The organism is Turicibacter sp. HGF1 (assembly GCF_000191865.1).
Taxonomy (GTDB): Bacteria; Bacillota_I; Bacilli_A; order MOL361; family Turicibacteraceae; genus Turicibacter; species Turicibacter sanguinis.
In genome coordinates this window covers 33,887-59,332 of the sequence record NZ_AEXQ01000012.1, presented here as the reverse complement: position 1 = coordinate 59,332, position 25,446 = coordinate 33,887, and the positions used below count along the sequence as shown (strand labels likewise).

At 34.1% G+C, this 25,446-nt stretch carries 25 protein-coding genes and 2 riboswitches; of the genes, 22 read left to right on the top strand and 3 right to left on the bottom strand.

The genetic code is table 11. The annotated features are described in order from the left end of the window. Nucleotides 1-418 precede the first annotated feature (418 nt). From HMPREF9402_RS01460 to HMPREF9402_RS14075, 7 genes are all read left to right on the top strand, one after another. Nucleotides 419-1,063 (top strand): YesL family protein, encoded by a 645-nt coding sequence (locus HMPREF9402_RS01460; protein WP_006785369.1) that lies wholly within the window; start codon nucleotides 419-421, stop codon nucleotides 1,061-1,063. Between the two features lie 10 nt (nucleotides 1,064-1,073). Beyond that, complete coding sequence (locus HMPREF9402_RS01455) at nucleotides 1,074-1,679, top strand: DUF624 domain-containing protein (protein WP_006785368.1); 606 nt, start codon at nucleotides 1,074-1,076, stop codon at nucleotides 1,677-1,679. Between the two features lie 117 nt (nucleotides 1,680-1,796). Beyond that, nucleotides 1,797-2,366 (top strand): sigma-70 family RNA polymerase sigma factor, encoded by a 570-nt coding sequence (locus HMPREF9402_RS01450; protein ID WP_009606242.1) that lies wholly within the window; start codon nucleotides 1,797-1,799, stop codon nucleotides 2,364-2,366. After that, on the top strand, nucleotides 2,359-3,402 hold the full coding sequence (locus HMPREF9402_RS01445; RefSeq protein ID WP_009606237.1) for a DUF4179 domain-containing protein: 1,044 nt from the start codon (nucleotides 2,359-2,361) through the stop codon (nucleotides 3,400-3,402). Before HMPREF9402_RS01450 ends, HMPREF9402_RS01445 begins: the two co-directional genes overlap by 8 nt. A 203-nt stretch (nucleotides 3,403-3,605) precedes the next feature. Next, nucleotides 3,606-4,232 (top strand): hypothetical protein, encoded by a 627-nt coding sequence (locus tag HMPREF9402_RS01440; protein ID WP_009606225.1) that lies wholly within the window; start codon nucleotides 3,606-3,608, stop codon nucleotides 4,230-4,232. A gap of 38 nt (nucleotides 4,233-4,270) precedes the next feature. After that, nucleotides 4,271-4,741 (top strand): hypothetical protein, encoded by a 471-nt coding sequence (locus HMPREF9402_RS01435; protein ID WP_009606248.1) that lies wholly within the window; start codon nucleotides 4,271-4,273, stop codon nucleotides 4,739-4,741. 203 nt (nucleotides 4,742-4,944) lie between these two features. Next, nucleotides 4,945-5,457: a hypothetical protein gene (locus HMPREF9402_RS14075; RefSeq protein WP_009606226.1), complete on the top strand. Its 513-nt coding sequence runs from the start codon at nucleotides 4,945-4,947 to the stop codon at nucleotides 5,455-5,457. 181 nt (nucleotides 5,458-5,638) lie between these two features. Here HMPREF9402_RS14075 and HMPREF9402_RS01425 read toward each other — a convergent pair whose 3' ends face one another. Then, nucleotides 5,639-6,232 carry a hypothetical protein gene (locus tag HMPREF9402_RS01425; protein ID WP_006783840.1) on the bottom strand — a complete coding sequence of 198 codons (594 nt, stop codon included), beginning with the start codon at nucleotides 6,230-6,232 and terminating at the stop codon, nucleotides 5,639-5,641. Nucleotides 6,233-6,542: 310 nt separating this feature from the next. On the opposite strand from HMPREF9402_RS01425, the gene HMPREF9402_RS01420 reads away from it, so the two are divergent. Beyond that, on the top strand, nucleotides 6,543-7,157 hold the full coding sequence (locus tag HMPREF9402_RS01420) for a hypothetical protein (RefSeq protein ID WP_009606223.1): 615 nt from the start codon (nucleotides 6,543-6,545) through the stop codon (nucleotides 7,155-7,157). Between the two features lie 26 nt (nucleotides 7,158-7,183). Here HMPREF9402_RS01420 and HMPREF9402_RS01415 read toward each other — a convergent pair whose 3' ends face one another. Continuing rightward, a complete protein-coding gene (locus HMPREF9402_RS01415; RefSeq protein WP_237701255.1) occupies nucleotides 7,184-7,453 on the bottom strand; it encodes a hypothetical protein in 270 nt (89 codons plus the stop codon). A 150-nt stretch (nucleotides 7,454-7,603) separates the two neighbouring features. Continuing rightward, nucleotides 7,604-7,688: riboswitch (cyclic di-GMP riboswitch) on the top strand. 868 nt (nucleotides 7,689-8,556) lie between these two features. On the opposite strand from HMPREF9402_RS01415, the gene HMPREF9402_RS01410 reads away from it, so the two are divergent. Then, nucleotides 8,557-10,056 (top strand): hypothetical protein, encoded by a 1,500-nt coding sequence (locus HMPREF9402_RS01410; RefSeq protein ID WP_009606243.1) that lies wholly within the window; start codon nucleotides 8,557-8,559, stop codon nucleotides 10,054-10,056. A 112-nt stretch (nucleotides 10,057-10,168) separates the two neighbouring features. Here the strand turns inward: HMPREF9402_RS01410 and HMPREF9402_RS01405 are convergent, their stop codons facing one another. Next, nucleotides 10,169-12,856 (bottom strand): LTA synthase family protein, encoded by a 2,688-nt coding sequence (locus HMPREF9402_RS01405; RefSeq protein WP_009606239.1) that lies wholly within the window; start codon nucleotides 12,854-12,856, stop codon nucleotides 10,169-10,171. Between the two features lie 751 nt (nucleotides 12,857-13,607). Here HMPREF9402_RS01405 and HMPREF9402_RS01400 point away from each other — a divergent pair. The 13 genes from HMPREF9402_RS01400 (at nucleotide 13,608) to HMPREF9402_RS01340 (ending at nucleotide 25,207) form a co-directional block, all read left to right on the top strand. Continuing rightward, complete coding sequence (locus tag HMPREF9402_RS01400; RefSeq protein ID WP_006783835.1) at nucleotides 13,608-14,849, top strand: glycosyltransferase family 2 protein; 1,242 nt, start codon at nucleotides 13,608-13,610, stop codon at nucleotides 14,847-14,849. A gap of 2 nt (nucleotides 14,850-14,851) precedes the next feature. Then, complete coding sequence (locus tag HMPREF9402_RS01395) at nucleotides 14,852-15,622, top strand: TMEM164 family acyltransferase (protein WP_006783834.1); 771 nt, start codon at nucleotides 14,852-14,854, stop codon at nucleotides 15,620-15,622. Between the two features lie 203 nt (nucleotides 15,623-15,825). Beyond that, nucleotides 15,826-16,446, top strand: a complete 621-nt coding sequence (locus HMPREF9402_RS01390; RefSeq protein WP_039930635.1) for a hypothetical protein — start codon at nucleotides 15,826-15,828, stop codon at nucleotides 16,444-16,446. Next, nucleotides 16,430-17,008 (top strand): GIY-YIG nuclease family protein, encoded by a 579-nt coding sequence (locus HMPREF9402_RS01385; protein ID WP_009606235.1) that lies wholly within the window; start codon nucleotides 16,430-16,432, stop codon nucleotides 17,006-17,008. The genes HMPREF9402_RS01390 and HMPREF9402_RS01385 overlap by 17 nt, the downstream gene beginning before the upstream one ends. A 40-nt stretch (nucleotides 17,009-17,048) precedes the next feature. After that, nucleotides 17,049-18,995, top strand: a complete 1,947-nt coding sequence (locus HMPREF9402_RS01380; RefSeq protein WP_006783832.1) for a DUF2075 domain-containing protein — start codon at nucleotides 17,049-17,051, stop codon at nucleotides 18,993-18,995. 253 nt (nucleotides 18,996-19,248) lie between these two features. Continuing rightward, a complete protein-coding gene (locus tag HMPREF9402_RS01375; protein ID WP_006783831.1) occupies nucleotides 19,249-19,854 on the top strand; it encodes a hypothetical protein in 606 nt (201 codons plus the stop codon). Between the two features lie 71 nt (nucleotides 19,855-19,925). Beyond that, nucleotides 19,926-20,270, top strand: a complete 345-nt coding sequence (locus HMPREF9402_RS01370) for a LiaF transmembrane domain-containing protein (RefSeq protein ID WP_006783830.1) — start codon at nucleotides 19,926-19,928, stop codon at nucleotides 20,268-20,270. 89 nt (nucleotides 20,271-20,359) lie between these two features. Continuing rightward, nucleotides 20,360-20,953: a hypothetical protein gene (locus HMPREF9402_RS01365; RefSeq protein ID WP_006783829.1), complete on the top strand. Its 594-nt coding sequence runs from the start codon at nucleotides 20,360-20,362 to the stop codon at nucleotides 20,951-20,953. Nucleotides 20,954-21,065: 112 nt separating this feature from the next. Continuing rightward, on the top strand, nucleotides 21,066-21,455 hold the full coding sequence (locus HMPREF9402_RS01360; protein WP_009606234.1) for a hypothetical protein: 390 nt from the start codon (nucleotides 21,066-21,068) through the stop codon (nucleotides 21,453-21,455). Nucleotides 21,456-21,620: 165 nt separating this feature from the next. Continuing rightward, nucleotides 21,621-21,712, top strand: a riboswitch (glycine riboswitch). A gap of 187 nt (nucleotides 21,713-21,899) precedes the next feature. Further along, nucleotides 21,900-23,294, top strand: coding sequence for an alanine/glycine:cation symporter family protein (locus HMPREF9402_RS01355; RefSeq protein WP_006783827.1), 1,395 nt, complete (start codon nucleotides 21,900-21,902; stop codon nucleotides 23,292-23,294). Nucleotides 23,295-23,444: 150 nt separating this feature from the next. Continuing rightward, the gene (locus HMPREF9402_RS01350; RefSeq protein WP_006783826.1) at nucleotides 23,445-24,608 is read left to right on the top strand and encodes a dicarboxylate/amino acid:cation symporter; all 1,164 of its coding nucleotides are present in this window, start codon (nucleotides 23,445-23,447) and stop codon (nucleotides 24,606-24,608) included. A gap of 121 nt (nucleotides 24,609-24,729) precedes the next feature. Further along, nucleotides 24,730-25,038 (top strand): hypothetical protein, encoded by a 309-nt coding sequence (locus HMPREF9402_RS01345; protein WP_229040030.1) that lies wholly within the window; start codon nucleotides 24,730-24,732, stop codon nucleotides 25,036-25,038. Continuing rightward, on the top strand, nucleotides 25,019-25,207 hold the full coding sequence (locus tag HMPREF9402_RS01340) for a hypothetical protein (RefSeq protein WP_009606241.1): 189 nt from the start codon (nucleotides 25,019-25,021) through the stop codon (nucleotides 25,205-25,207). Before HMPREF9402_RS01345 ends, HMPREF9402_RS01340 begins: the two co-directional genes overlap by 20 nt. The last annotated feature ends 239 nt before the right edge of the window (nucleotides 25,208-25,446 follow it).

The following is a 25,446-nucleotide window of genomic DNA, read 5'->3' as shown; positions in this document are numbered from 1 at the left end:
CGGATATTTTTTTATAGAGTAAAGAAAATCTTATTAAAAGAAAAGGAGAGTTTCAAGTTGAATGAATCAGGGTCTCTGTTCATTCTTTATAGTCTATTCACACGTTGAGAAAAATAGAACAATTTGGTGGAAAATGAAAAAAGTTGAACTGATATCAGTTCAACTTTTCATTCTAGCGTGTTGTGAAAGAGAAATCATTCTTTTGGATGTTTACATTTGAAAAAATCAAATATAAGTGAAAAAGGAGCTCTTTACCTAAGAGACGAATGACGTTTACGAACGATTTCCCTACTTCCTTATTAGTATATGTAAAAATCTCTAATTTAGACTCTTTTTAAACCTAAAATTGGAATAAAAACGATTACAAATTATTTATCTTAAGGTATAATGAAAGAGTAAAAACAGGAGGGGGATTTTTATGGCATCACAATACGATGATAATCTATTCTTTAAAATGATTTATGCGATTAGCGATATCGCTGTTTTATCAATTTTATGGTTTATTGGAAGTTTACCGCTTGTAACGATTGGGGCTTCAACAACGGCTTTATTTTATGTTTGTGGGAAAAAGGTTAAACAAGATGAGCCTAAAATAATTTCTGAATTTATTAAAAGCTATAAAGAGAATTTTAAACAATCTTTTTTGATTACCGGGATTTTAGCCATCTTATGGTATGGGACGTTAACTTACTTTATGATGAGTTTTTCCGCTTTAAAAGAAGGCTTTAATGGGTCAGTTGTGGTCATGTTGGTTTTAGCTTTTGAGGTAGTGATGATGAGTGTTTATATGTGTGCACTTTTAGCTAAATATGAGCTTCGTACAATCCAAATTATTAGAAATTCATTTTTATTTATACATGCTTATTTTATTGAGTCGATTAAAGCGTTTGGTTTAATCATCGCTATCATTTTTTGCTTGCTGCTTGTACCCGGGATTGTGATTGTGTTACCAGGAGCGATTGGATTAACCGGAAGTATTTTTATTCGAAATTCGATTCATAAGTTTTTAGTTCGTCAAAAAGCAGTTGAAGAATTACGTCAAGAACAAGCCATTGAGTGTTAGGGGGATTAGGATGGGAATCTTTAATGCAGATCGGCCTCTTGGAAAAATGTTAGCAGACGCATATGATTTAATGTTATTAAGTGTCTTATGGTTTGTGGGATGTTTACCAATTGTAACAATCGTGACTTCAACAACGGCGCTCTTATTTGTTTGCGGGAAAAAGCTAAGAGGGGAAGAGATTCAAGTAGGTGCTGATTTTTATAAAAGTTATCGTCAAAACTTTAAAATGTCATTCCCGCTTCTTCTTATTCTCGGAATTTTTTGGTTTGGAAGTTTGTTTTATCTATTCATCGGATATCGTTCATTACTGCAAAAAATGACGCTTGCCTGGCTGTTTATCATTATCCTAATTTTTGAACTTGTCGTCTTAACGGCCTTTATTCTCTTATTATTCTCACGTTATGAAACATCAATTTTTCAACTTTTAAAAAATGCTCTCTTTATGTCACATGCTTATCTTCTTCAATCTCTTTTTATTTTCTTGTGGAGTATTGGATTAAGTCTTTTAGTCCTTTTCATGCCTGGATTATTTGTGTTAATGCCAGGCGTCTTAGCTTGCTTAATCAATTATTTTGGTGGAGCTGCGATTGGGCATCATTTAAATCACTCAAAATAATCATTCGGTTTGTGAATGGTTATTTTTTTTATTTTCTTGCAACTTTTTATCCTGTTTATCTCTCTAATAGGTGTCAATTATGATAGCATGGTATCAAAGAAAGGTTAGGCGTAGGATATGGATCGTGTATTAGTAATACCTTGGGTTAAAAAAGTAGAGGAAGTCAGTGAGAGGCAGTTAGCTAAAAAGGCGATAAGAGGAGATCATGATGCTTATGGTGAACTACTTAAGCGTCATAAAGCCTATTTTTATAAAATGGCCTTTAGTTATGTGAAGGAGCAACAAGTAGCCCTTGATATTGTTGGGGAGATGACCTATTTAGGATTGATGAAGATTCATCAATTAAAGAATCCCGATTATTTTAAGACATGGATGACGAAAGTTTTGATTCATGTGGCTTTAAAGGAAATCAAGAAGCAGCAGGATGTGATGCCATTATTAGATCAGGTTGATATTCAGGAGGTTAACAAAGGAATTTCGATTGAACAAAAGTTAGATTTGTATGAAGCAATGGATCGATTACGGCCTGAGTATAAAATGGTAATTATTTTAAAGTTTTTTAATGATTATAAAGAAAAAGAGATAGCCGATTTGATGGAGTTACCGCTAAATACCGTAAAAAGTCATTTAAGACGCGCGAAAGAGGAGTTAAATGTTTTATTAAAGGGAGGATGTTTTAATGAATAAATATGATGAGATTTCTTTACCCAATCAATTAGACGATGTGATTAATGAAGGAGTTAAGCAGGCGATGATGATGAAACGTACAAAGAAATTAGGACGTGTGAAAAAGGTAGGAGTAGGATTAGCAGCGGGGCTTATGATTACACTAGGACTTGGATTCACGAATCCAGCAGTAGCTTCTAAGTTACCGGTTATTGGTAATGTCTTTGAGTCAATTGAAAAGAATTTGTACTTCCCAGGTAATTATTCAGAGTATGCAACATCAGTGAATGAAACCGCCTATTCGAATGGAATTGCGATGACGTTGTCGGAAATTTTTAGTGATGGACAGTTTTTATATGTAACGTATGTCGTGGAGAGTGAGAAACCATTTGAACATTTATCCTACATCGTTGAAGAAGCAAAGAATCAGGTCATTGAGGTGAATCAACTGCTTGTAGAAGAGGCCTATAGTAAAGTTGATTTTGATGCGGAATTAGAGGTAATCGGAATTTCAGGATTTGAAGGAAAATTTATTGATGAGCATACGTTTGTTGGCGTGGAGCAGTACTATTTAGGATCAGGAGAAATTCCAGAAGAGTTTACCTTCCAAACAAAGAAAATTGTCGTAGAAAATTGTGCCAATCATATTGATGATGAATCACAAACCACATGGGGAACTTGGGCATTTAAAGTGCCAGTTAAGGTTAATCAAGAGTTATCATCAGTGACGGTTGTTGAAGGAGTAAATGCGAATGGAGCCAGTATTGAACAAATATCAATGACTCCATTTGGAGTCATTGTGGATGCGACTATTCCAGAGGAAGATTGGTCACGATATGATATTCGTGTTTTTGATGAAACAGGAGAAGAGCTTCAGATGAGCCAATTAAGATATTTAGGAAATCAAGGCGTAAAGGGAATTTATCGAGCATCAAAGACTAAAACAGGAACGTTCAAAGTTGTGATTGAAAAACAAATTTGGATTCCTACGGGTGAGGATTCTTATGAACATCATGAAAGTGAGACTATTTTAGAAAGTCTGATTACAATTAAATAAATAAGGAGCCTGTGATGGCTCCTTTTAAATCTTAAAGAATCGGTTCTTAGGGGGATTTTTTTAGTTATATTTGAACGGAAAGGTCTAAGTTTTGCAATTTATTAAAACTTTAACCAATCATTGCTGATTGATTTTATTTCATGTAGTGAATGAAGGGAATTTAGAATGTTATGTGGTATAATTAGAAAAAATGGAGGGGAATCATGAAAAAAGGGATAAGTATCTTTATTTTAAGTATGTTATTAGCTGGATGTCAGTCTGTGACTTCAATGCCACAGCAAGAAATCGTAGAGGATAATCAAGGGGTTGAAGAAGAAGTCGAAGAGCTTTCTGATGTGCTGTTTAATCTTAATGAGCTAGGCGATGAGTATCTGCAGCCTTTGACGTTTTTAGGACGTCTTGGAGGTCATGATCTTTATTTGACAGTGCCATATACGCTAGATCATCAGGCCATTCTTTATCAGACGAGTGCATCTCGTTTAGATGTCATCAAAGAAGTGATGCTTGGGATGAGTGTTTTTAAGGTAAAGATTCTTGATAATCAATTGTATGTGATAACGGAAGAGGAGTTATTTATTTTTGATGAAGAGTTAGAAGTTGTTCAGGTAGAGGGATTACCTGATGTTATCAACGGAGAGGGGAAAATTTTGGGGTGTGACTTTAATCAGGATTTAACGATGATGAGTTATAGCAATACGGAGGGGCTTTGGTTATGGAATCAGGGGAGTGAACCGGTTTTGTTAGCCAAACCGATTTATTATGATGCTCAAAAGTTACTTGAAGTGTCGTATTATGGAATGCAACGTTTATTAATAATGGACAACATTTAATAGCAGAAATCGGGGGATATGAAGCGGCAGCAGGATATTTGATCTGTGAATTAGCGTCACAGACTTGTGAAAAATTAGAGGTTCCTGCTCAAGCGAATATGATGGATTTAGCTTATAATGAAGATTACTTACAAATGTTTGTATATGAAGAGGATGATTTTGTCATGCGCTGGTTTGGGTTAAAGGAGCAGCAGTTTTTGGAGGGGGATTTGATTGAGTTTGAACCGGTAGAAGGGGAGACTCGAGAGATTATGGATTATATGCAGCAAGGAAATGAAATGGTAGTGGCGATTGGAATTAAAAATGAGGGACAGTTTTTTCCGAAATGGATTGATATTGAGCGTTATGAGATATTAGAAGATGGAATTTTAGAATTTTTAGAGCAGTTGACGATAATTGAGGACATTAAGGTCGATTTAATTGGATTTACCCAAGAAGGTAAAGTCATTTATTGCCTAGATCATGATGATTTAGGCTATTCGCAGCGAAATTTTTACGTAACGGAATAAAAAAAGTCAACAAATCAGAGGAAGCCGACATATATTGAAAAATATAGAAGGCTACTCTGATTTTTTTAGTTTGAGATTTGCTATGAGCTATTTTGCAAGCAAAAATTAAAAAAAGTTTTAGAGGCTTTCTTGATATAATCGACAAGAGGTCATATAATAGTGATGAAAAGGAAAGGGTTTTCAAATAAATGGGGGAGAATATGATGAAAGATGATAATTTGAAGGTTGTGTTACCAAATCATTTGAGAGGACGAAGTTTGGATACGAAAGTCATCCCCATGCTTTGTCATTTAAAAACAACATTAAATCATTTAGTGGAATTAAAAGGTGATGCTTCTTTATTAAAACAATGGGAGAAACGAAGTTATCGTGCCTATTGTTTAGGTGAAATTCAAGATTTGATTGTGGAGAGTTATCCTGAGGAATGGCCTGAAATTGTAAAAGAGCATATTTTGAGCAAAGATGTGAATGACTTAGGAGCGAGTTGTATCGATATTTATTTAGTCGCTTATGTGACTGAAACATTTGGTGTTGGTAAAGATGTTTTTATTGATTATGTGAAGTCAGCTGGTATTTCGACGAAAGATAATACAGCGAGTGCGATTTGGAAAGTTGGAAAAGCTGATGGGATTTATTTGGGGCTTTTAAATGGTGATGGATCGATTCGAGATATTAATTTTTTTAGACAATGGACTAAAACTGAATTTGTCTTATAAGGTGATGATGATTATTAAAAATTGAAACAAGACATAGGAGTGTAGGGGCCTATGTCTTTTTATTTTATGTAAGATGGTATCACTATTGGTTTGATACCTGTTTAGATAGGGGGCGTTTATCCGTTGCTTTTTTAGAATTGACACCTCAATGTAAAAAGAGGAAACATTAAGTTTCCTCTTTTTAGTGAGCTTCAGTTGTATCAATGGTATGAATGGTAACTTGTGTTCCATCTTGTTCAATGTCACCGATAATATCACCTGTTTCGGAAAGACCGATGAGTGAGAAATTTTCTCCTGTAAAATCAGGAGAATAGGCCATCCAAATATAGGTTCCCTCTATATCAGATTCGATAATTTTAGCGCTATGAGCGATGCTAAAAGACGGCTCTGTAATTAAGACTTCATGTAAGTTTTCATCTGTTGTGATTCCTGCATAAATCGTATAGGGAACATCTTCTGTTTTTTGAAGACTGACATAAGAAAGACCAGCTTGTGCTTCTAAATTTGAGATTTCATAAGCAATGTTGTAATCCATAAATTCATAACCTGAAAAGTTACGATTGACATAGGCGATAGATAAGGAATCCGTTCCGATGGTTCGATACAGTAAAATGCTACCATCTTCTGTTTTTTTCTCATAAAGGATTTCAATGGAATCAGCACCGGCGACAGACATGGCTTCTTCTGCTGTTTTAGAGGCTGTATTATATTGACAGATATAAACGATAGATAAAACAGTGACGAGTAGTGAGATACTAATGACAATTTTTTTCAATGGTTAATCCCTCTCTTCCTTAATATGCTATAGTATACAAAAGAAGAAAGAGATTTACGACGTGATTGACAAATGTTTTCAAAATTAAAAAAAGGAAGTGAACCATTAAAACAAAAAGGGGCAACATCTTACATAAAAAAAGTCTGCATTTTGAAAGATATTCGATTTAAAGGAATATTTGTCTTTTTCCATCCGCCTCATTTTATGAAAAAGTTAGGTCTATTTTGAGATTTTTGTCAATATAATGTAAACATGTAAACGAGCTGTCGGATACACGGCGATATTTTATGGATAAAGGGGACACGGATAGATGAAAATGGAGAAATTTTTGAAGGATGAGAATTGTTTTGAGGCGTTCTATGGAGGACGATATCGTTATGATCATTTAGTGAGATATCAATTAATGGATGCTTCGATTATGATTCCGAGACAGTTAGAGGTATTAATGAATTTGGATGGTTATGACTTAATGGCTATTGAGGGACAATCGAGCGTTGATTCTCCCCTTACTATTTCGATTACACGTCAACAACTCGATGAGGGGATGACACCTGTTATGAAAAATCAACAGTTGTTAATGAGAAAGTCTGCTGAAATTAAAGGAATTAAAGTGGATGGTTATCAGGGGATGATTATTAAAAATGACCTTGGGTTTAAAGGGTGTGAGACCTCTCTTATTGTAGTGGTGAATCAAATCATGATTAAAGTGACGGTTTTATTTAATGAATATTTTGTAAATATGGATGAGGTAACGAATAAAATTTTAAAATCTTTTCACCTTAACTTGCCACAAGATCCGAGTAATGCCTCAGTAAAAGAGATGAAGGCAATACCGATTCATGCAGATGAAGAGAGCTTGTCTCACACATTAAATCGGATGAAGAAATTATTTAAGGGACGTTTTATTGCCAAACAATTAGCCTAAAAAAAGCACTTTTATCAAAAGTGCCTTTAAAAATCTGAACTCATGATACCGCCTACTATCTCAACTAGTTCACTTAAACGTTTTTTGACGGTCTCTAATTCTTTTTTACTTTCATTAAAATCAGCCTGTAAAGACCAGAGATGACGATACAGAGATTGAACTTGCTCTTCTGAAATGAAAGGATCTTGCTCATGAGCTTCGATGTTTTTTTCAACTAAATCCATTTCGTGTTGAAGTTCAAAGAGATGATCTTGCAACGCATATTGCTTATTGGTTAATTCCATGTGAATTTCCACGACACTCAAAATAATTCCTCCTTTTTAAAAGTAGTTTGGCTATTTTTAGATTGATTATAACAAATACGGTGACAAAGTTGACACCCTATTTAGGGTATACAATGGAATTTGTCTTCGTTATAATTAAACATGAAGAAATCGTAGGACATGCAATCAAATAGACAAACTTAAGGAAATTTAAGGACGCCAAGCTACAGGGCTTAACTCAAGATGATGATGCTAGCTAGTTGCCATAGAAGGTAAGATAGATTCTTTTATGTTTAATGACACCTGTTTTTAGATAAAATGGCAATCACCTGTTTGCGGTAGTGTGAGGTTGCAGTCATTGAATCTACGGATTCTTTATTGGACCTGATCATAAAGCATCTCAAAAACGTTATGATCTAGGCTACTCATTCATTTCAATCTAGGACTCAAGCAATGGCACTAAAGTCCTAATTCCTAATCCTTTTTGGATTAGAGTCGTGATCATTTATGAGATGAAAGCATCGTATGGCCTCCCAATCGTATGATATGCCTTTTCATCCATGAATTGAAAATGACTCAGTATTGGCCTGTATCCCAAAATAGGACAATACTTGTTAAATCATGTGAAGCAAGCAGATGGTTTTTTATTCTCCCAAAGTAGGAAATCATCGCTATCATCCTATTTGTTTATGAAAAAATTACCCAAATTCTTATGGTTCATAAACGAAAAAATACTCTAATAAAACATTACTCAATATCATTTAAAAGCTTTGATAAATGTTTAGTTTAAAAATGTGAATGAAACATTTTTAAACTATATTTATCAGAGTTTTTTTTTGTTTAAGTTAAATCCACTCTATTTTAAGTAAGAGATCATGGTTAGCTGAATGAGATGATAACATCATTCAGTATGACGTGAGACTTACGATTGAGTAGGCCAAAAATGTAAAATTTATTATTTTAATAAGAAAAATATTTTAAGGATTGAAAATTTATTAATTATCTGTTTAAAAAAACAATAAAACAAAATCATAAGTTAGGTTTTATGGTTTTAAAGATAGGAAATGAAGGATTAGTATGGTAATATTATGTTATAAACTGTCAAAAAAAGGAATTTGATTCGAGGGAGAATAAACATGTATTTATCAGAAGTTGGGGCTCGTGATTATGAACAGTGGATTAGAGGAATTTTATTTAAATTAGAATATGACAATGGTCAAATTGAGGTTTATGCAAATGGTCATTTTATGGATGAAATGCCGTGTGAACAAGAATCTTATTTTAAATCAGCTGTGAATCATTACTTATGTCTTGTTAGAACTGGCCATGGCATTTATACTGTTCCGAAATTTGCGAGTAATGAAGAAGATTATTTTGTCTATGAGGTGGCATCATCAGAAGGTGAGTTGACGTACCTAGAAGATTATACTCATGTTGGATGGGGCATTGAGAAATTATCAGATGAAGAGTTAGCGTCTGGCGTCTTTTATCTTCCTAAAACGTCAGAAATCCTGCCTTCTTTGATTAAGAATAAGTGGTATACGATTATACACGGGTATTTTGAAGAAGAGACTTATGTTAAAAAGGTTTTGGTGCATCAGACGTTGGAAACGGTTGAATCTTATTTGCAAAGTGAACGTGCCATTAAGTCTTATTTAACGGGACATTTACAAATTTTTGATGAATCACGTGCTAGAAGATTACCGATTCAAGATATGAAGGCGTATATTTCACTAGAATGTAGTGATGGCGTAAATGAAATCTCTTTGTTACCTCGACTCTCTCAAATCGAGGTAAAAGAAAGTGGTCAGTTGTATTCGTTAACGGAACTGTCACAACATTACAGACTAGATGTGGTGGGGCTTGGATTACAACCTGTGGGTGTTTATAAAAAGATGGGGAGCCGTAACCGAAAGAAATGCGTTAAAGAAATTAAAGTATTTCATTTAGATGATATCCCTCAGTCTGCTCTTTGCCAATGTGGAGAGATGACATTAAAGAAGGGGAGATTAGAGGAGCGCCTTTGTTTAACGTGCTTAGAAGTTCGGAAACAAGTTGCACATGAACAAGGAAAATTACGACTCGAGTCGCAGTTTGAAAAATTTTTAAATGACCCAAATGCTTTAATTTTGATGGCATATGGAAATGAATCTAAACATTCTAAGATGATGATGCTCATTGATGTTGCGCTAGTGAATTTAGCGGGAGAAGTCGTGTATCAAACATTAGTTTATTCGAAACAACCACTGAGTGAAAAAGTGCTTGAGATGGGCTATGAAGAATCGATGTTTGAAAAGGCGCCTGATTTTTTAAGTATTAATGAAGAGTTACAAGCTCATTTAGTCGGAAAAAATTTATTATCTCATGTGATGACCAAGCGCGAAGGCGTTTTAATTCATACGTGTCGTCAAAATGGGGTGTGGTTAAATCAGTCTTATGAAACACTTTGCTTATTTCAATTAATTTATTATTGTTTTCATGATTTATATCCAAGTCCTGCAAAACTAGGAATTGAAGGTATTTGTGATTATTTCGATATCCCATATGTCTTTCCACGCAGTGCGAGTCGTGATGCATTAGCTATTTTAGAAATTGTTAAAAAGCTCGCTCAGAAAATGGATAGGGGAAGAAGATAGATGAGATATAAGGGAAAATTGTCAAAATAAAAAGCCAAATGAGGAGATTTCATTTACGGTGGAATAAGAAAAAAAGCGTATCAAGCCATTGCGATCTGATACGCTTTTTAGTTTACTCAGGGACATTGAAGAAAGTAGGAAGTAAGTCTTCTGAACCTTCTAAAATATCGTATTGAATTAATTCAAAGGTTAATAAAAGTTGTTGTTGTTTTGCTGTTAATTCATTAACTTGGTTTTGGTTAGCATCCATTTTAAAGTTGTTATGTAACACACTGAATTCTTCGTATAAATCAGATAAGAACATTTGGAAAGGTGTCAGTGGCAAATTAAGCTCTTTTAAGATTAGGGGAGCAATAAAGATTGGGCTGACATCATAAATGTTTTCAATGTTAAAGTCTTGGATGTTTGACATAATTAATAAAGGTGTTTCATAGAATAATTTAGCTGTCTGTGCATTTGGATCTTTATCAACGTATCCATGAGCAGCATGAATATCGGATGAGAAGTTGACTAAATGGTCTCCAAAGAAGACAACAACCGTTGGTTCATCATAGTTTTCAATTTTGGTAATAAAGTCTTTTAAGGCAGTATCTGTTTCTTTTAGACCCTCTGCATAAGTTTCCATTTCCTTGTTTTCAACTCCAGATGAATCTGTAACGGTTATGGACGTTGGACCGAATTTCTCATCAAAGATAGGGATGTGATTTTGCATGGTTAATCCATACGTGAAGGTAGGACCTTCTGTGTTTAGTAAATGGTCGTACATTTGATTAAATACGTATTCGTCTGTTACATATTTCCCACTATCAATATATTCAGGGGCTGTCATTTTATCAATTGACATAAATTCATCAAATCCAAGAGCTGGATAAACGAGACTTCGTTTATAGAAGGCTGCATTATTTGGATGAATCGCAATTGAAGAGTAACCTAAATCATCAAAGTAAGAGACAATCGATGGAATCTCTGTTTTTTGACTTAAAGCTTGTTGGAATGGGACGGTTCCTTCTAGTAATAAAGAGTTTGTAAAGCCAAGTAAAAATTCAAACTCAATATTTGCGGTACGGTTGCCTTTAAAAGGTGATAACATGTTCCCTGATGAATAAGTTTGCATGTATTGTCTTAAGTTAGGAAGTGGATCTTCACTAAATGTTAATTGATTAAACACAGTTGGATCACTTAATGACTCACTGACAATGACCATCACATTAGGTGTTTGGGTATTCGTTAAGTTTTGATTATATTCTTTTGCTTTTTCAGTATAATAATCAGTGATTTGTTGCATATTGGCTTCACTATAGTTTTCATTTTTAATCATCAAGTCGTTTTGAAGATTGGTGATAAATCCAAATAGGAAGCCATTTTGTTGATAGTTTGAAAGTTGGTTCCATTTTGAGAAATTCACTGTCTTAGTGACGATCGGATTCATGAATGTTTTATCGTAGTAAAAGGTTGAGGCGAGATAAAAAAGTGCTAAAACTAATCCAATGACACGGGATTTGAGTGTTAGTTTTGTTCCTTTACGTGTGAAGACGGAAAGAATAGCTAGACCAATGATGAAAGCCATTAATCCACCAATCAGAGCTGGCGATAAAATTTCTTTAACATAGCCTACGATTTCATCCATTTGCGATAACATAGACATATCTGACGGATAAATTGGTTCTCCAACGACAAGCATTTTATAGTAGTTCGCAATGCCAACGACAATTAATAAGAGGTTTGATAAGCTAATTGCTAAAATTAAGTGATTAAAAAGACAATATAATGCCAAACTAATACTAAAGACAATTGTTGAAGCCAAGAAAATTAAGTTGATATGATGTGCAATCCATGTCATGGTGATATCAAAGTTTGGGAAAAAGTAAATGATTTGCATCACTAAGATGGTCAGAATCGAAGTGAGTATTAAGTAGAAGAAAATACGAATCCACTTGATGAATGAATCATTGTGTTTCATTTTTACTTTTTTAAATAATCCGATTTCACTTCCCGTTATAGAAATGAAGAAAATCATTAATAATAGAGGACGATAAGAGACATTGGCAAGTCCGGTCCATTTAAATAAAGTGATGAGGAGGATAGGCAGTGCAGCATATCCAATGATTTCAGGTGATAAAGCTTCAACATTGAACCTTTGTGTCAGTTTGCCAGCAAAAGCCACCAGATAACTTAAAATGAGATAAAAAGCCATCAGCGAGCCCATATAAGCGAGGTTTAATAAAATAGGATAGTCGGGTGACACTTTAATTTTTAAATCGTTCTCTGTTGTACTATTTAAATGAATGGTTTTAACGAGATGATCGTTACGATAAATAGAAAGAGTTCCAGCTCCACTCGTTTTTAAAAGTTGGATGCCGATTAACTCATTTTTTAGGTTGGATAGAGTTAAAGGAGTACCATTAGAGCTTGCTAATGTTTCTTTAAAAATCCAATCATTGTCTGTCGTTAGAGTACTTAAATCCAAATTTTGATGATTTACATTCATTTGAGAAATTTGAACAGGTCCCTCACTCGCAACAAAACTTAATGAATAAGATTGTGTTAGAAAGGGTAATGGCCTCTCAATCGTAAAATTGAAATATGAGACACTAATTAAGGTGATTAAAAAAACAATAAGGTTTAGATTGGATTTATTTTTGACATTGATTTGCTTGGTTATGAAAAAATAAGCCACGCACCAAAGGGCTGTCACTAGGATACTTAATAGAAGTTGAGACGTTTGACTATTCGTCCAAGTGAGAATACCATAGGCTGTTAAGATTCCAATGCAAATCTTAAATAGATTAAACTGTTTCATTTTAAATCCCTCCTTCATAATCCGTTAATTAGAGTCTTGCATTTTGGCAAGCTTTTTTATTTAGATCATGAATTATAATCAAAGAATCATCCTATATTTTAAAGCATAATTCTTAGAAAAGATAGAAAAATGTCGAAAAAACTTACTGGTTTATTTTAGATTCCGTCAAAATCAAGATTAAAAATAAGAATACTTCATATAAGATAGGTTAAGTTAAGGATAGAATCTTTTTTATCAATCCAAACTAAATGGACCTAAATTTTAATAAATGTATAAAAAATGTAGCAAAATAGTGAATATAGTAGTGATTTTGTATAGAAATGACGTGAACTATTGATTTGAAAGGCTAAGCTTTCTAAAATAAGTCTAGATGTCAGCAATGACACAAATTGTCGACGAGAATCGAAACTCAAAAATTAACTTATTTTTAAAACAGATTCTAATCTTTTTAATTATAATAATGAATTCTTGCACCAATATTGAAAATAGAAAGCGCTTGTTTATAGAATGTTTAAGTTAATGTGTTGTCAATTCAATAAAATATTGTTATCATGTATGTTTGTCACAATCGCTCGAATTTTAAACAGAAAGAGGATTGTCAAATAGAGTGATTTTGAGATGTCTTTATTTTAATGTGAGATAGAGCCATGTCAAATAAATCTGTTTCAACACCTATTATGATGAAGATTAAAGAGCTAACTTAAACGAATACAAATGACAACCATGTCTAAGTCATATTGAGGAGAGATTTATGGAAAAACTAATAATGATTAACTTTACGGTGGCAGCAATTTTTTTCGTCTGTTATTGTTATCAATTTCTATATGTAGCAACGGCCTTAGTTCAAAAAGATAAACCGCATAAAGAAGAAAAAGCTCATCATTTTGCCGTCTTAATCGCTGCACGAAATGAGGCAGAAGTGATTGGCCATTTGATTGAGAGTATTCAGGCACAAACGTATCAAAAGGGCAACGTAACGGTTTTTGTTGTCGCAGATAATTGTACGGATAATACCGCTCAAATTGCAAGAAATCTAGGAGCCGTCGTCTATGAACGCTTTAATCAAGATAAAATTGGTAAAGGCTATGCGATGGAATATTTACTAGACCAGATGGAAAGAAACAATGAGCGTTTTGACGGATATTTTGTTTTTGATGCGGATAATGTTTTGGATCAAAACTATATTTTAGAAATGAATAAAACGTTCTCCGATGGTTATGACATCATCACGAGTTATCGTAACTCCAAAAACTTTGGTGATAATTGGATTTCAGCGGGATACGCCATCTGGTTTTTATGGGAATCAGAATATTTAAATCGAGGACGTATGTTACTTGGAACAAGTTGCGCTGTCTCTGGAACAGGCTTCTTCTTTAGTCGTCGTATTATTGAAAAATATGACGGATGGAAATTTTTCTTGTTAACAGAAGATATTCAATTCACCGTAGATAATGTTCTTTCAGGCGAAAAAATTGGGTATTGCCGAAATGCCGTCTTATATGATGAGCAACCAATTAAATTCAAACAATCATTTAGACAACGTCTTCGTTGGGCAAAAGGATTTTTCCAAGTCTTTCGTCAATATGGTGGGAATTTAATGAAGGGAGCGCTTCGAAAAAACTCATCATGCTTTGACATGTTTATGGTCATTAGCCCAGCTATCTTCTTAACTATTTTTAGTATTTTATTTAATGGATTGGCTCTGTTATTGGGGGATTTCTCGCGTTATGAAGTGGCTGTTATTATTCGTAGTTTACAGCAAATGATTATTAATATTTACTTTACGTTAGTTGCCATCGGAGCGTTAACAACGTTTACGCAGTGGAATAAAATTCACACGACGAACTTCAAAAAAGTTCTGTATATTTTCACATTCCCATTATTTATGTTAACGTATATTCCTATTACGATTACGGCTTTATTTAAAAAAGTGGAATGGAAACCCATTGAACATAGTAAAGCAAAAACAATAGCTGAAATTAAGGAGGGATAAGGATGCTAAAACAAATGAGTTCGGCATTTTTTGCGCCATTGGATCAATATCCAAGTGCAGGGATGTTTACAAGCGCCCATCTTATCTCATTATTGGTTTGTTTTGTGATAGTAGGTGTGTGTTTACTTGCCTCAAGAAAGATGCAGTGGAAAACAGTGATGAAGTTAACCAAAATCTTAGCGGTTATCATCACCCTTCTCGAGCTCATTAAAATTGGCTATAACTTTTATTTCGGCTATACCTGGTTAGATGCATGGTTCCCATTATCGTATTGCTCATTGTTTATATATGCGTTATGGCTTAGTGGCTATGGAAAAGGCGTGTTTAAAAAACTCGGTGATGCCTTTATTATCATGGGTGCTTTACTTGGGGGAATTGGATTTTTAATTTTCCCGACAACGTCACTCATGAGATATCCCATTTGGCATTACTTATGTTTATACAGTCTGTTCTTCCATACGGCTATGATTTATTTAAGCTTTATGTATTTAAAACAGCAAAAAACTTTAGTAAACCGAAAAACTTATGTTTATTTTAGTGTTTATTTTATGATAGGAGCCATGATATCAATTATCTTAAATGTTTTATTTGGATCAAACATTATGTTACTTCGAGAACCCTTTAATGTTCCATTTGCCTTTGTTCATGAAATTCAAAAACATAGTCAAGTCGCTTATACGCTACTGGCTATGCTAGCTTACTTAGTTGGACCTGCCCTATTTTCATTGATTGTCAAAATAATCTTGGCTCGTCAAACAAGAAAATTTAATTAATACAAAAAAACGTCTCACATTGTTGAGACGTTTTTTTTTTGTATTCCACACTTTGTTCATGAGAAATAATAAACCAAAGACTTTCTCTAAATAGGAGGAGTCTTTTTGAAAATTGAATTGATAATTACCCGTATAATTCTTTTGCATGTAAAATTATGTGATAAACTATTATTAGAAGAAATCAGAAAAGGGGGAATATGTAGATGGTATTGTCTTATGAACAAGTTATAAATCGACTGAATAAATGGTATTATAATGAGGTTTTTATTGCAGTTTTATACATGGGATGGTTTTTATTTTTTTCATTAATTTTTGCCGTAATATTAAGTTTTAAAAAATCACAACTTTTGAAGATGGTGAATAGATTAAATAAAGAAATTATTAATTATGAAGCACATTTAAGTCATCTAATTTATCAAATAGAAAATAAAGAAGTTATGATTAACGAAATAATAAAAGATGCTGAAAAACAAGCAGTAGAGTCAATAACAGATTTACTTAATGAACAATTAAAACAAAAAGAAGAATTAAAGAAATTAGAAGATGAAATAGAAAATGCCACAGCTAAGGTCGACAAAGTAGAAAAACAAATTAATACTCAAACAAATAAATTAGAAAAAATAAAGAAATTATATAGAGCAGTAGAATACTCTATTAATAATTATCAAGAGTTATCGGAATTAGAGTCACTTGAGTTAGAAGACTTGTGTCCAACAGTTGTATTGAAAATCCATTCTATGGATGTGAAATCTTTAAGAAAAGCCTATAAAGAAAATGAAAAAACTATTAATGAGTTATTGATTAAATATGAAGCAAGAAGTTGAGGAGAGAAAACAACTTGAACAACAAAGAAAACAGGTTGAAAAGGAAGAGGCTAAATATATTGGAGAGATTAATAAAGTTAAAGAGCTATTGTTAATTACGGATAATCAAGATAAATTATCTCAATTAAATAATAAAATTGAAGAGTTACAAAGACAATTGTTTGATGTTGAGCAGAAGAAAGACGATATTATAAAACGTCAAAATGGAAAAGCTAGAAATGTGTATATAATTAGTAACTTAGGGTCGTTTGGAGAGAATATTTTTAAGGTGGGTATGACAAGAAGGTTAGAGCCTATGGATAGAGTAAAGGAATTAAGTGATGCCAGTGTGCCTTTTATGTTCGATGTACATAGCTTCATTTTTTCAGATGATGCAGTTGCTTTAGAACAAAAATTACATAGTATTCTTGAAAAAAATAGGGTTAATAAAATTAATCTAAGAAAAGAATTTTTTAATGTATCAATTGATGAGTTAGAAAAAATAGTTACAGAAATTGATCCAACGGCAGAATTTAATAAAACTATGATTGCTGAAGAATATAGACAGTCTCAAGTAGTGTAGAATATAATGAGTTAACTATGACATTTAGGAGTAAATATAAATGATAGTATATGAAGCAACAAAAAGTGAATTTTTAAACCATATTTTAAATGATGAATTAACGATGAAAATTTATGAGAATTATCAGAAAAAGATAGGACGTACATCAAAAAATGAAATACGTTCTTGGGATAATTCGATGCAATATATGTATAAGGTTTTAAGTACAGATGACATTCCTAGTGAAGCAGGCGTAGCCATTGAGTATAAGGTGCCAACCACTTCAAAGCGAATTGATTTCATTTTAACTGGAATGGATGAGCAAAAAAATGATTCTGTTGTTATTGTGGAACTCAAGCAGTGGGAAAGTTCTGAATTAGTTGAAATGAAGGATGGAATTATTAAAACTCGATTTGCTCATGGAGTAACTGAAACAGCCCATCCATCGTATCAAGCTTGGTCATATGCAAGTTTAATTGAAAATTATAATGAATCAGTTCAAAATGGGGAGGTAAGTTTATATCCTTGTGCCTATTTACACAATTATGTTCTTGAAGAGAATGATGCTTTAATAAACGAACATTACCAAGATTATATTGACCGTGCCCCTGTCTACGTAAAAGGTGATGTATTAAAACTTAGATCATTTATTCAGAAATATATTAAACTTTCCGATCGAAAGCGTATTTTATATAAAATTGAAAATGGAAAAATTCGTCCTTCAAAGTCTTTACAAGATTCATTAAATTCAATGCTTCAAGGAAATCAAGAATTTATTATGATAGATACTCAAAAAGTGGTGTATGAAGAGGCACTAGAGTTAGCTCGCGATTCTTATCGTAGTAATAAGAAAAATGTGTTAATTGTTGAGGGAGGGCCAGGCACAGGTAAATCTGTTCTTGCTATAAATCTCTTAGTTAAATTGACATCAGAGGAGATGGTAAGTCAGTATATTACGAAAAATAGTGCGCCTCGTTCGATTTATTGTGAGAAACTTCAAGGAAATCATAAAAAATCATACATAAATAATTTATTTAAAGGTTCAGGGTGTTATTATGAATCTGATAAAAATGAGTTTGATGTTTTAATTGTGGATGAAGCACATCGGTTAAATGAAAAGTCTGGGATGTTTAAAAATAAAGGAGAAAATCAAACAAAAGAAATTATTAATGCCGCTAAATTTTCAATCTTCTTTATAGATGAAAATCAAAGGGTAACAGTATCAGATGCGGGGAGTAAAGAGGCCATTAGATTCTTTGCAGGTCAGTTAAATGCGGATGTTTATGAAATGAAATTAGATTCTCAATTTAGATGTAATGGAGCAGATGGATACCTGTCTTGGTTAGATGATGTATTAGAAATTAAACAAACGGCAAACTTTGATGGATTCGAATTTGATTATGATATTAAAGTGGTGGATGATCCGAATGTCATGAGAGACCTAATTGAAAAGAAAAATGTGATTAATAATAAAGCACGAATTGTAGCGGGATATTGTTGGGAATGGAAAAAAGACGGTCGTAATAATACGAATCATAAAGATATCGAAATTAAAGAGCATCATTTCGGAATGAGTTGGAATTTAGGAAACTCATCAACATGGGCCATTGATCCAACCTCAGTGAAAGAAGCAGGATGTATTCATACCTGTCAAGGACTTGAATTCGACTATGTTGGTGTGATTATTGGGGATGATATGCGTTATGAAAATGGTCAAGTTGTAACAGATTTCTTTAAACGAGCTAGCACCGACCAATCCATTAAAGGATTAAAAGGAATGTATAAAAAAAATCCTGAAGAAGCTTTAGAGTTAGCAGACAAAATCATAAAAAATACATACCGAACCTTAATGACTCGTGGACAAAAAGGATGCTATATTTATTGTACCGATCACAACTTAAGTATCTATTTGAAAAAACGTTTAAATCAAACTGATAAAGTAATTCGCTATATTCCAGTAGCGGATACCTATGGATGGTCAATGGCAGCAGAAGATGAGTTAGAATAATAACAGCCAAGGAGTATTTAAAGGGAAATCTTTTGATAAAAAGATTTTGCTCAACTCTTGAGGAATATTTACAATCGGTAAATTTTCTATAAGGAATTAAGATTATTATTGAAAAACTAAGTTTAAAAGAGATTGAATCAAATGAAAGACTTTCAGCTTCTATAAGAAGATGGGAGTCTTTTTTTTAGGTTTAAGTCGAGGGAAAATGGGGGATATTAAGTAGGAATAGTTAGTGAATAGAGGAGGTGATGAAATGGGATGGAAATGTTTAAAACAGGTTTTAATTATGATGATGATCATTCTACTAACGGGGTGTGGTTCATCGAGAGAACCGATTAAAAGCGCGGTTTCAAGTGCTTTAATTGGGGTTCAAAATTATGATGAGAGAACGGTTGAAAAATATTTTGGGGTTAATATTTTAGATCCTAACACGTTTTTAGATGCCAAAATTACGAACGATATCCCGTTTGATCGAATGATGCCTCAAGTGGTTGAACGGTTTAATTTTAGAATTTTAGATGTTGAAGATGAAGGGGATTGCGCTATCGTTTACACGGAAATGACAAATGTAGACATGGACAAAGTCATGCCATTATTTTATATCGAAATCTTCAACCGTTTATTCTCAAATGCAACGTTATATGAAGAGGGGCATCCCAATCAAGAAGAATTAAATGAGGCTTATCATCAAATCATGACGTATCTGATTCATAGCGAGGAGAGGGAAATGATGACAACGACGGTCGAGGTTCATCTTATTTATGAAAAGGATTCGTGGAAGATTGTTCTCGATGAAGCTGTATTAAATGGAATATATGGGGGACTATTAACGTTTTTTGATGAGGATGAAGGAGTTTAATAAAGAAATTAGGTCACTTTTTGACAGTATCTAACATATAGTGTAGTAAATACAAGTTAGGGGCGATTGTTATGAGTTTGAAACTATCGGATTTAATTTGGGGATTAGCACTCATTATTTTAGGAATTGGAGTAGGGGGTGATGTTTTAAGGATTTGGGATTTTAGTGTGTTCTTTAGTGGATTTTGGGCATTTTTTATCATTATTCCGTGTGGAGTTCATATTTTTGAAAACGGTATTCGACGTGGAAATCTCATCGGTCTCGGGATTGGAGTCTCCTTTTTATTATGTCAATGGATTCCGACTATGGAGATGTTACTAGTTCCTATGATATTGGTGGTGATAGGGATGGCATTACTCATTGTTCCATCTCGTAGAGAAGATTTAGATGATCAAGATGAAGAAAAAAGAGATTAGCGTAACTAATCTCTTTTTTACAGGCAATGGCTATAAAATCCTTTAAAAAAGTCTATAATGAATAAAAAGATAGGATAAGGGTGTGAGTCATGAAAAAATGGATTTGGATAATCATTGCCGTCTTAGTGGTCGTTGGCGGGGTGGGATATATAAAATTTCAGCAAGTATTTCCGGAATTAACCGTAAAAGTGATGTTTGATAAAGTTCAAGAAGATGATTATGCTTTAATTTTAAACTCGGATGAGCTTACTTTAACGGATCAAGAGCGGGATTTATTACAATCTGTTTTATCAACGATCAGCTATGAGATAAAAGGATCACGGATTGAAGGACAGGAAGCGTATGTCACAGTCGATTTAACCTTTGTTGATGTACTGCAACTGATTATTAATGAACGCCTGACGATTTTAAAACAAGTCTTGACCAATTTCTTTGGAACAATTGATGATATCTTCAATGGACGAGGCCAAGACATGTTAGTTAATACCATTTTGAGTTTAATGGAAAATGAACAAATTGAAAAGCCTATGATGAGCAAGACCATTGATCTGCCGCTCAAGAAACAAAAAGGATTGTGGGTCCCAGATCTCACCGAAGAATGGTTAAATGAGACGTTTAAAATTCCTACTCAAGAACAGATTTTAGATAAATTAAAACAAGGTATTCTTGGATTCGTATCGTGATGAACGAGTAGAACTTTAAATTAAGGAACAATCAGCTAAAATAAAAGCTTTTTAATGTTTCAAAGATGAGATTTAGGTTCATCATGCAAAGGATATTAAAAGAGGTGAAAAAATGAATCGACGATTAATCATGGGGATCTTGATTGTCAGTTTTTTAATCGTGGGAAAAGTGGGACGATTAAGAGAGGTTCCATCTCCACGAAAAAGTTTAGATTCACTGATGTATCAAGTCCAGGAATTAGAGATGACGTTGTTAACAAGTACCGATTCAAATTTTGAGAATAAAAATTTTTCTTTAACCTATGATGTTATTGATATCACAGAAGAAGGCGATTTAGCGCAGATTTGGATGGTGGTTCAGCAGGATGGTCAAAAAGCAAAGGAATTAAGGGTGATGTTTAAAAAAGGAGATGACTCATGGATTCCAATGGTTTCAGCTGAAGAAATGATGAGCAAAATCTCAGTTCAGTCAGTTTCTATTTCTGAAAACGATGCTAAATAAAATTTATTAGACTCATTTCTCTTGCAAAATACGACAAGATGAGTTATTCTAATTTTAATTTAATGAAAATACACCGGTTGAAGTTTTATAGAAGAGTTTCCAATTTGGAACACCGAAGGAGTCATACTCTCAGGTACTTGATTAATCAAGTGAGGACTGTAAAGCGGACGGAACTCTGGAGAGACCTATTTGAATAGGCGCCGAAGGGGCAAGGCAATCTCGCTCAATCTCTCAGGCAAAAGGACAGGGATGAATAGTATTTTTTGGGAACGCATTTTTTGTGTTACCCTTCTTTTTACTAACGTCAAACTCCAGAGTCATCTTTAAAAAGGTGACTCTTTTTGTTTGTTGGGGTAAAATAACAGGAATTTCCCAGGAAATCGACATATTATTTCCCTTCTTTTTTAAAACAACCAGTTGGGTGTAAAAAAAGGAGTGTTAGTGATGAATTTTGTACAGTTATTAGATCAAATGAATCGTTTTGTTTGGGGACCTCCACTGCTAACGTTGTTAGTTGGAACGGGGGTCTTATTAACCGTTCGTTTAGGGCTAATTCAATTATTTAAATTACCTCAAGCGGTGAAGTTAATTTTTAAAGCAGATAATAAAGGTGAAGGGGATATTTCTTCTTTTGGTGCGTTATGTACAGCGTTAGCTGCAACGGTTGGAACAGGAAATATTATTGGAGTGGCGACTGCGATTTCAGCGGGAGGACCAGGAGCACTTTTTTGGATGTGGTTAGCTGCGTTCTTTGGCATGGCAACGAAGTATGCAGAAGGCGTATTAGCCATTAAATATCGTGAAGTGGACGAAAATGGAAACGTAGCGGGAGGACCGATGTATTACATTGTAAATGGAATGGGGAAAAAGTTTAAACCATTAGCCATATTCTTTGCTTTTAGTGGGATTTTAGTGGCTTTACTTGGTATTGGAACGTTTACGCAAGTCAATGCGATTTCTTCAAGTATTCAAAGGACATTAAATGTTCCTGCAAAAATCACTGGACTTTTATTAGCTGTCTTAGTTGGGATTATTACGTTTGGTGGGATTACGGCTATCTCAAAAGTTGCAGAAAAAGTGGTGCCTGTGATGGCAGGGGCTTATATTATCATCTGTCTTATTATTTTAATCGTGAATTATCAGTTCATTCTGCCAGCTTTTCAAATGATTTTTGGTGGTGCTTTCACACCATCAGCCGCAATGGGCGGTTTTTCAGGAGCAACGATAGCAATGGCTATTCGAAATGGGGTCGCGCGTGGCGTATTTTCAAATGAGTCAGGTCTTGGAAGTGCACCGATTGCAGCAGCAGCTGCTAAAACTCATTGGCCAGCTGAACAAGGGTTAATTTCGATGACGGGAACTTTTATCGATAGTCTCATTATTTGTACATTAACGGGTTTAAGTTTAATCGTAACAGGTGTCTTTACGGTTGAAGGGATTTCGGGTGGTGCTTTAACAGAAGCTGCATTTAATTCTGTGTTACCGACTGTCTGGGGGATGCCTTTAGGTTCTTTACTTTTAATGGTGTGTTTATCGCTGTTTGCTTTTACCACGATTTTAGGATGGAACTATTATGGCGAGCGTTGCTGTGAATTTTTATTCGGTGTGAAAAGTATTACGCTATATCGTATTCTTTTCATCATCATGATTGGACTTGGAGCTTTCTTACAATTAGATGCAGTTTGGTTAATAGCTGATATTGTGAATGGATTAATGGCTTTACCGAATTTAATTGCGTTAATCGCTTTAAGTGGGGTTGTGGTAGCTGAAACCAAACGTTATTTAGCTTATCTTAAACAAGAGGAGATACATGATCTTCACGTTAAAGTGAGGTCATAACCCAATTTGATAAAAAAAAGAAGGAATCTCAGAATTAGAGATTCCTTTTAAATTTTAAAAAAAAATATTATTTTTGGTAATAAAATGTTGAAAAAATTGTAAATTTTGAGATAATAGTAACAATATTTCAAAAGAAGTGAGGGAAGAAGCATGAAAAAGATGCCATTAATTTTACGTATTTTAATTTGGTTAATCATCGGAATCAGTTTGGGGGTGATGTGTCGCACCACCGAGTTGAGTTTACCGATTGCCATCATGGCGACTTTCCGAAGTCTATTTGGAGCGTTTATTTCGTTTGTGATTCCATTAATTATTATTGGACTGATTGTTCCTGGGATTGCATCGCTTGGAAATCAATCAGGAAGAAGTTTATTTCTAACAACGGTACTGGCCTATGTTTCAACGATTAGTGCAGGATTTTTGGCTTTCGTAATTGGAAAATTATTATTACCTTCTTTAATAGGAGGCATTAGCTTATTTACGGAAGATGGCATCACGATTACCCCGATTTTTACGATTGAAATGCCAGCGATTATGGGAGTGATGAGCGCACTAGTTTTAGCATTTTTACTTGGAATTGGGCTTTCAACTCGTAAAGAAAGTTCTTTATTTAAAGTCTGTCAGGATTTTAGTGAGATTATGATGTCTGTGATTTCAAAAGTGATTGTTCCGATTGTTCCCATCTATATTGGTTCGGTTTTTGCAGAACTCAGTTATAGTGGAACCATTTTCACAACGATTAAATCTTTTTTAATGGTTTATCTTGTCTTATTTGGATTGCAGGTTTTATATCTAATCATTTTATATACGGTAGCTGGGGGAATTAAACGTAAAAATCCATTTCGATTATTAAAAAATATGTTCCCCGCTTATTTAACAGCTGTTGGAACGCAGTCATCGGCTGCAACGATTCCGATTACGCTCGAATGTGCAAAATCGAATGATGTGGATGAAGAAGTTTGTGAATTTGTGATTCCATTGTCTGCAACCATTCATATTGCGGGTGATACCATGACATTAGTGTTAACCTCGATGGCCATTTTGTTATTAAATGGACAATCCCCAACACTAGCGATGTATATTCCGTTTATTTTAATGTTAGGGATTATGATGATTGCGGCACCTGGTGTTCCAGGAGGTGGTGTGATGGCGGCTCTTGGGTTACTCGAATCCATGCTTGGATTTGGAAGTTTTGAGAAGCCATTGATGATTGCTTTGCATGCGGCACAAGATAGTTTCGGAACGGCTACTAATGTCACTGGAGATGGGGCAATGGCCATCTTTGTGGAAAGATTAATTAAACGTAAACGATAGAAGAGCGAATTTTCGCTCTTTTTTTGGTTAAAAAGGGATCGTTTTTCATGAAAATTCATATTTATGTCAAAAAAACAATAAAATTTAGAGAACTGAATTTTAAGATATTGGAGTGATTGAAGTGAGGTGGGAGGGTTTTTCTGAAATAGGTCGCTTTATCTTAATTGTAGGACTTTTGATTTTGATAGTTGTGACGTGTGTTGGGATGGTTATGTGTGAGTTTGAATTGTTGCTCGATAGAGGAAGTACCCTAAGTGCCAAAGAAATGAGAGCATGTCTTCAAGAGCGGGAGGAGATTGTTTTAAAAGGCAGTCAATTAGCGATGGATGAGTACCGAGCGATTTATATTGAAGATAAGAAAGTGGGATATGCACGACTTGAAATGTCATCTTTTTTCGAGGCGAATGTGTATGTGTACCGTGAATCATGAATTGGTGAGTTATTTTGAGAGTGTTCAGAATCAGCTGTTATTTCAGGGGCTTAATGAAGCGGGTTTAGTGTCAGGTTATGTGTTAGAAGATGAGGAGAATTATGTGTTTTATTCACCAAATTTAGAGGTGATTGCAACGAGTGAAAGTAAGGAACCTCGGCAAATTTAAAATTTGTCAGGAGCGTGTTTATTTGAAGTGCAGTATCGTTATAATTTTTGGCGTAATGAACAACAATATGAGATTAAAAGAGGTGAGGATTCAGAATTAGATTTGATGTTTGTCATCTGGATGATTTTTAGGATGGAGGTTGAGTAGCATGAAGAAAGGGAGGGTTAAATTTATGTGTCATCGCATATATTAGTATAAAGGAGGAAAAGAGATGGCAGAATAATAAGCATCGTACTAGG

Coding starts and splice junctions, on each gene's coding strand:
- HMPREF9402_RS01385 (WP_009606235.1), top strand. CDS start 16,430: ATGAAGCAAGAAGTTGAGGAGAGAAAACAACTTGAACAACAAAGAAAA.
- HMPREF9402_RS01410 (WP_009606243.1), top strand. CDS start 8,557: ATGTATTTATCAGAAGTTGGGGCTCGTGATTATGAACAGTGGATTAGA.
- HMPREF9402_RS01370 (WP_006783830.1), top strand. CDS start 19,926: ATGAGTTTGAAACTATCGGATTTAATTTGGGGATTAGCACTCATTATT.
- HMPREF9402_RS01440 (WP_009606225.1), top strand. CDS start 3,606: ATGAAAAAAGGGATAAGTATCTTTATTTTAAGTATGTTATTAGCTGGA.
- HMPREF9402_RS01360 (WP_009606234.1), top strand. CDS start 21,066: ATGAATCGACGATTAATCATGGGGATCTTGATTGTCAGTTTTTTAATC.
- HMPREF9402_RS01380 (WP_006783832.1), top strand. CDS start 17,049: ATGATAGTATATGAAGCAACAAAAAGTGAATTTTTAAACCATATTTTA.
- HMPREF9402_RS01445 (WP_009606237.1), top strand. CDS start 2,359: ATGAATAAATATGATGAGATTTCTTTACCCAATCAATTAGACGATGTG.
- HMPREF9402_RS01390 (WP_039930635.1), top strand. CDS start 15,826: ATGGTATTGTCTTATGAACAAGTTATAAATCGACTGAATAAATGGTAT.
- HMPREF9402_RS01420 (WP_009606223.1), top strand. CDS start 6,543: ATGAAAATGGAGAAATTTTTGAAGGATGAGAATTGTTTTGAGGCGTTC.
- HMPREF9402_RS01405 (WP_009606239.1), bottom strand. CDS start 12,856: ATGAAACAGTTTAATCTATTTAAGATTTGCATTGGAATCTTAACAGCC.
- HMPREF9402_RS01455 (WP_006785368.1), top strand. CDS start 1,074: ATGGGAATCTTTAATGCAGATCGGCCTCTTGGAAAAATGTTAGCAGAC.
- HMPREF9402_RS01400 (WP_006783835.1), top strand. CDS start 13,608: ATGGAAAAACTAATAATGATTAACTTTACGGTGGCAGCAATTTTTTTC.
- HMPREF9402_RS14075 (WP_009606226.1), top strand. CDS start 4,945: ATGAAAGATGATAATTTGAAGGTTGTGTTACCAAATCATTTGAGAGGA.
- HMPREF9402_RS01375 (WP_006783831.1), top strand. CDS start 19,249: ATGGGATGGAAATGTTTAAAACAGGTTTTAATTATGATGATGATCATT.
- HMPREF9402_RS01365 (WP_006783829.1), top strand. CDS start 20,360: ATGAAAAAATGGATTTGGATAATCATTGCCGTCTTAGTGGTCGTTGGC.
- HMPREF9402_RS01350 (WP_006783826.1), top strand. CDS start 23,445: ATGAAAAAGATGCCATTAATTTTACGTATTTTAATTTGGTTAATCATC.
- HMPREF9402_RS01460 (WP_006785369.1), top strand. CDS start 419: ATGGCATCACAATACGATGATAATCTATTCTTTAAAATGATTTATGCG.
- HMPREF9402_RS01355 (WP_006783827.1), top strand. CDS start 21,900: ATGAATTTTGTACAGTTATTAGATCAAATGAATCGTTTTGTTTGGGGA.
- HMPREF9402_RS01395 (WP_006783834.1), top strand. CDS start 14,852: ATGCTAAAACAAATGAGTTCGGCATTTTTTGCGCCATTGGATCAATAT.
- HMPREF9402_RS01450 (WP_009606242.1), top strand. CDS start 1,797: ATGGATCGTGTATTAGTAATACCTTGGGTTAAAAAAGTAGAGGAAGTC.
- HMPREF9402_RS01340 (WP_009606241.1), top strand. CDS start 25,019: ATGTGTACCGTGAATCATGAATTGGTGAGTTATTTTGAGAGTGTTCAG.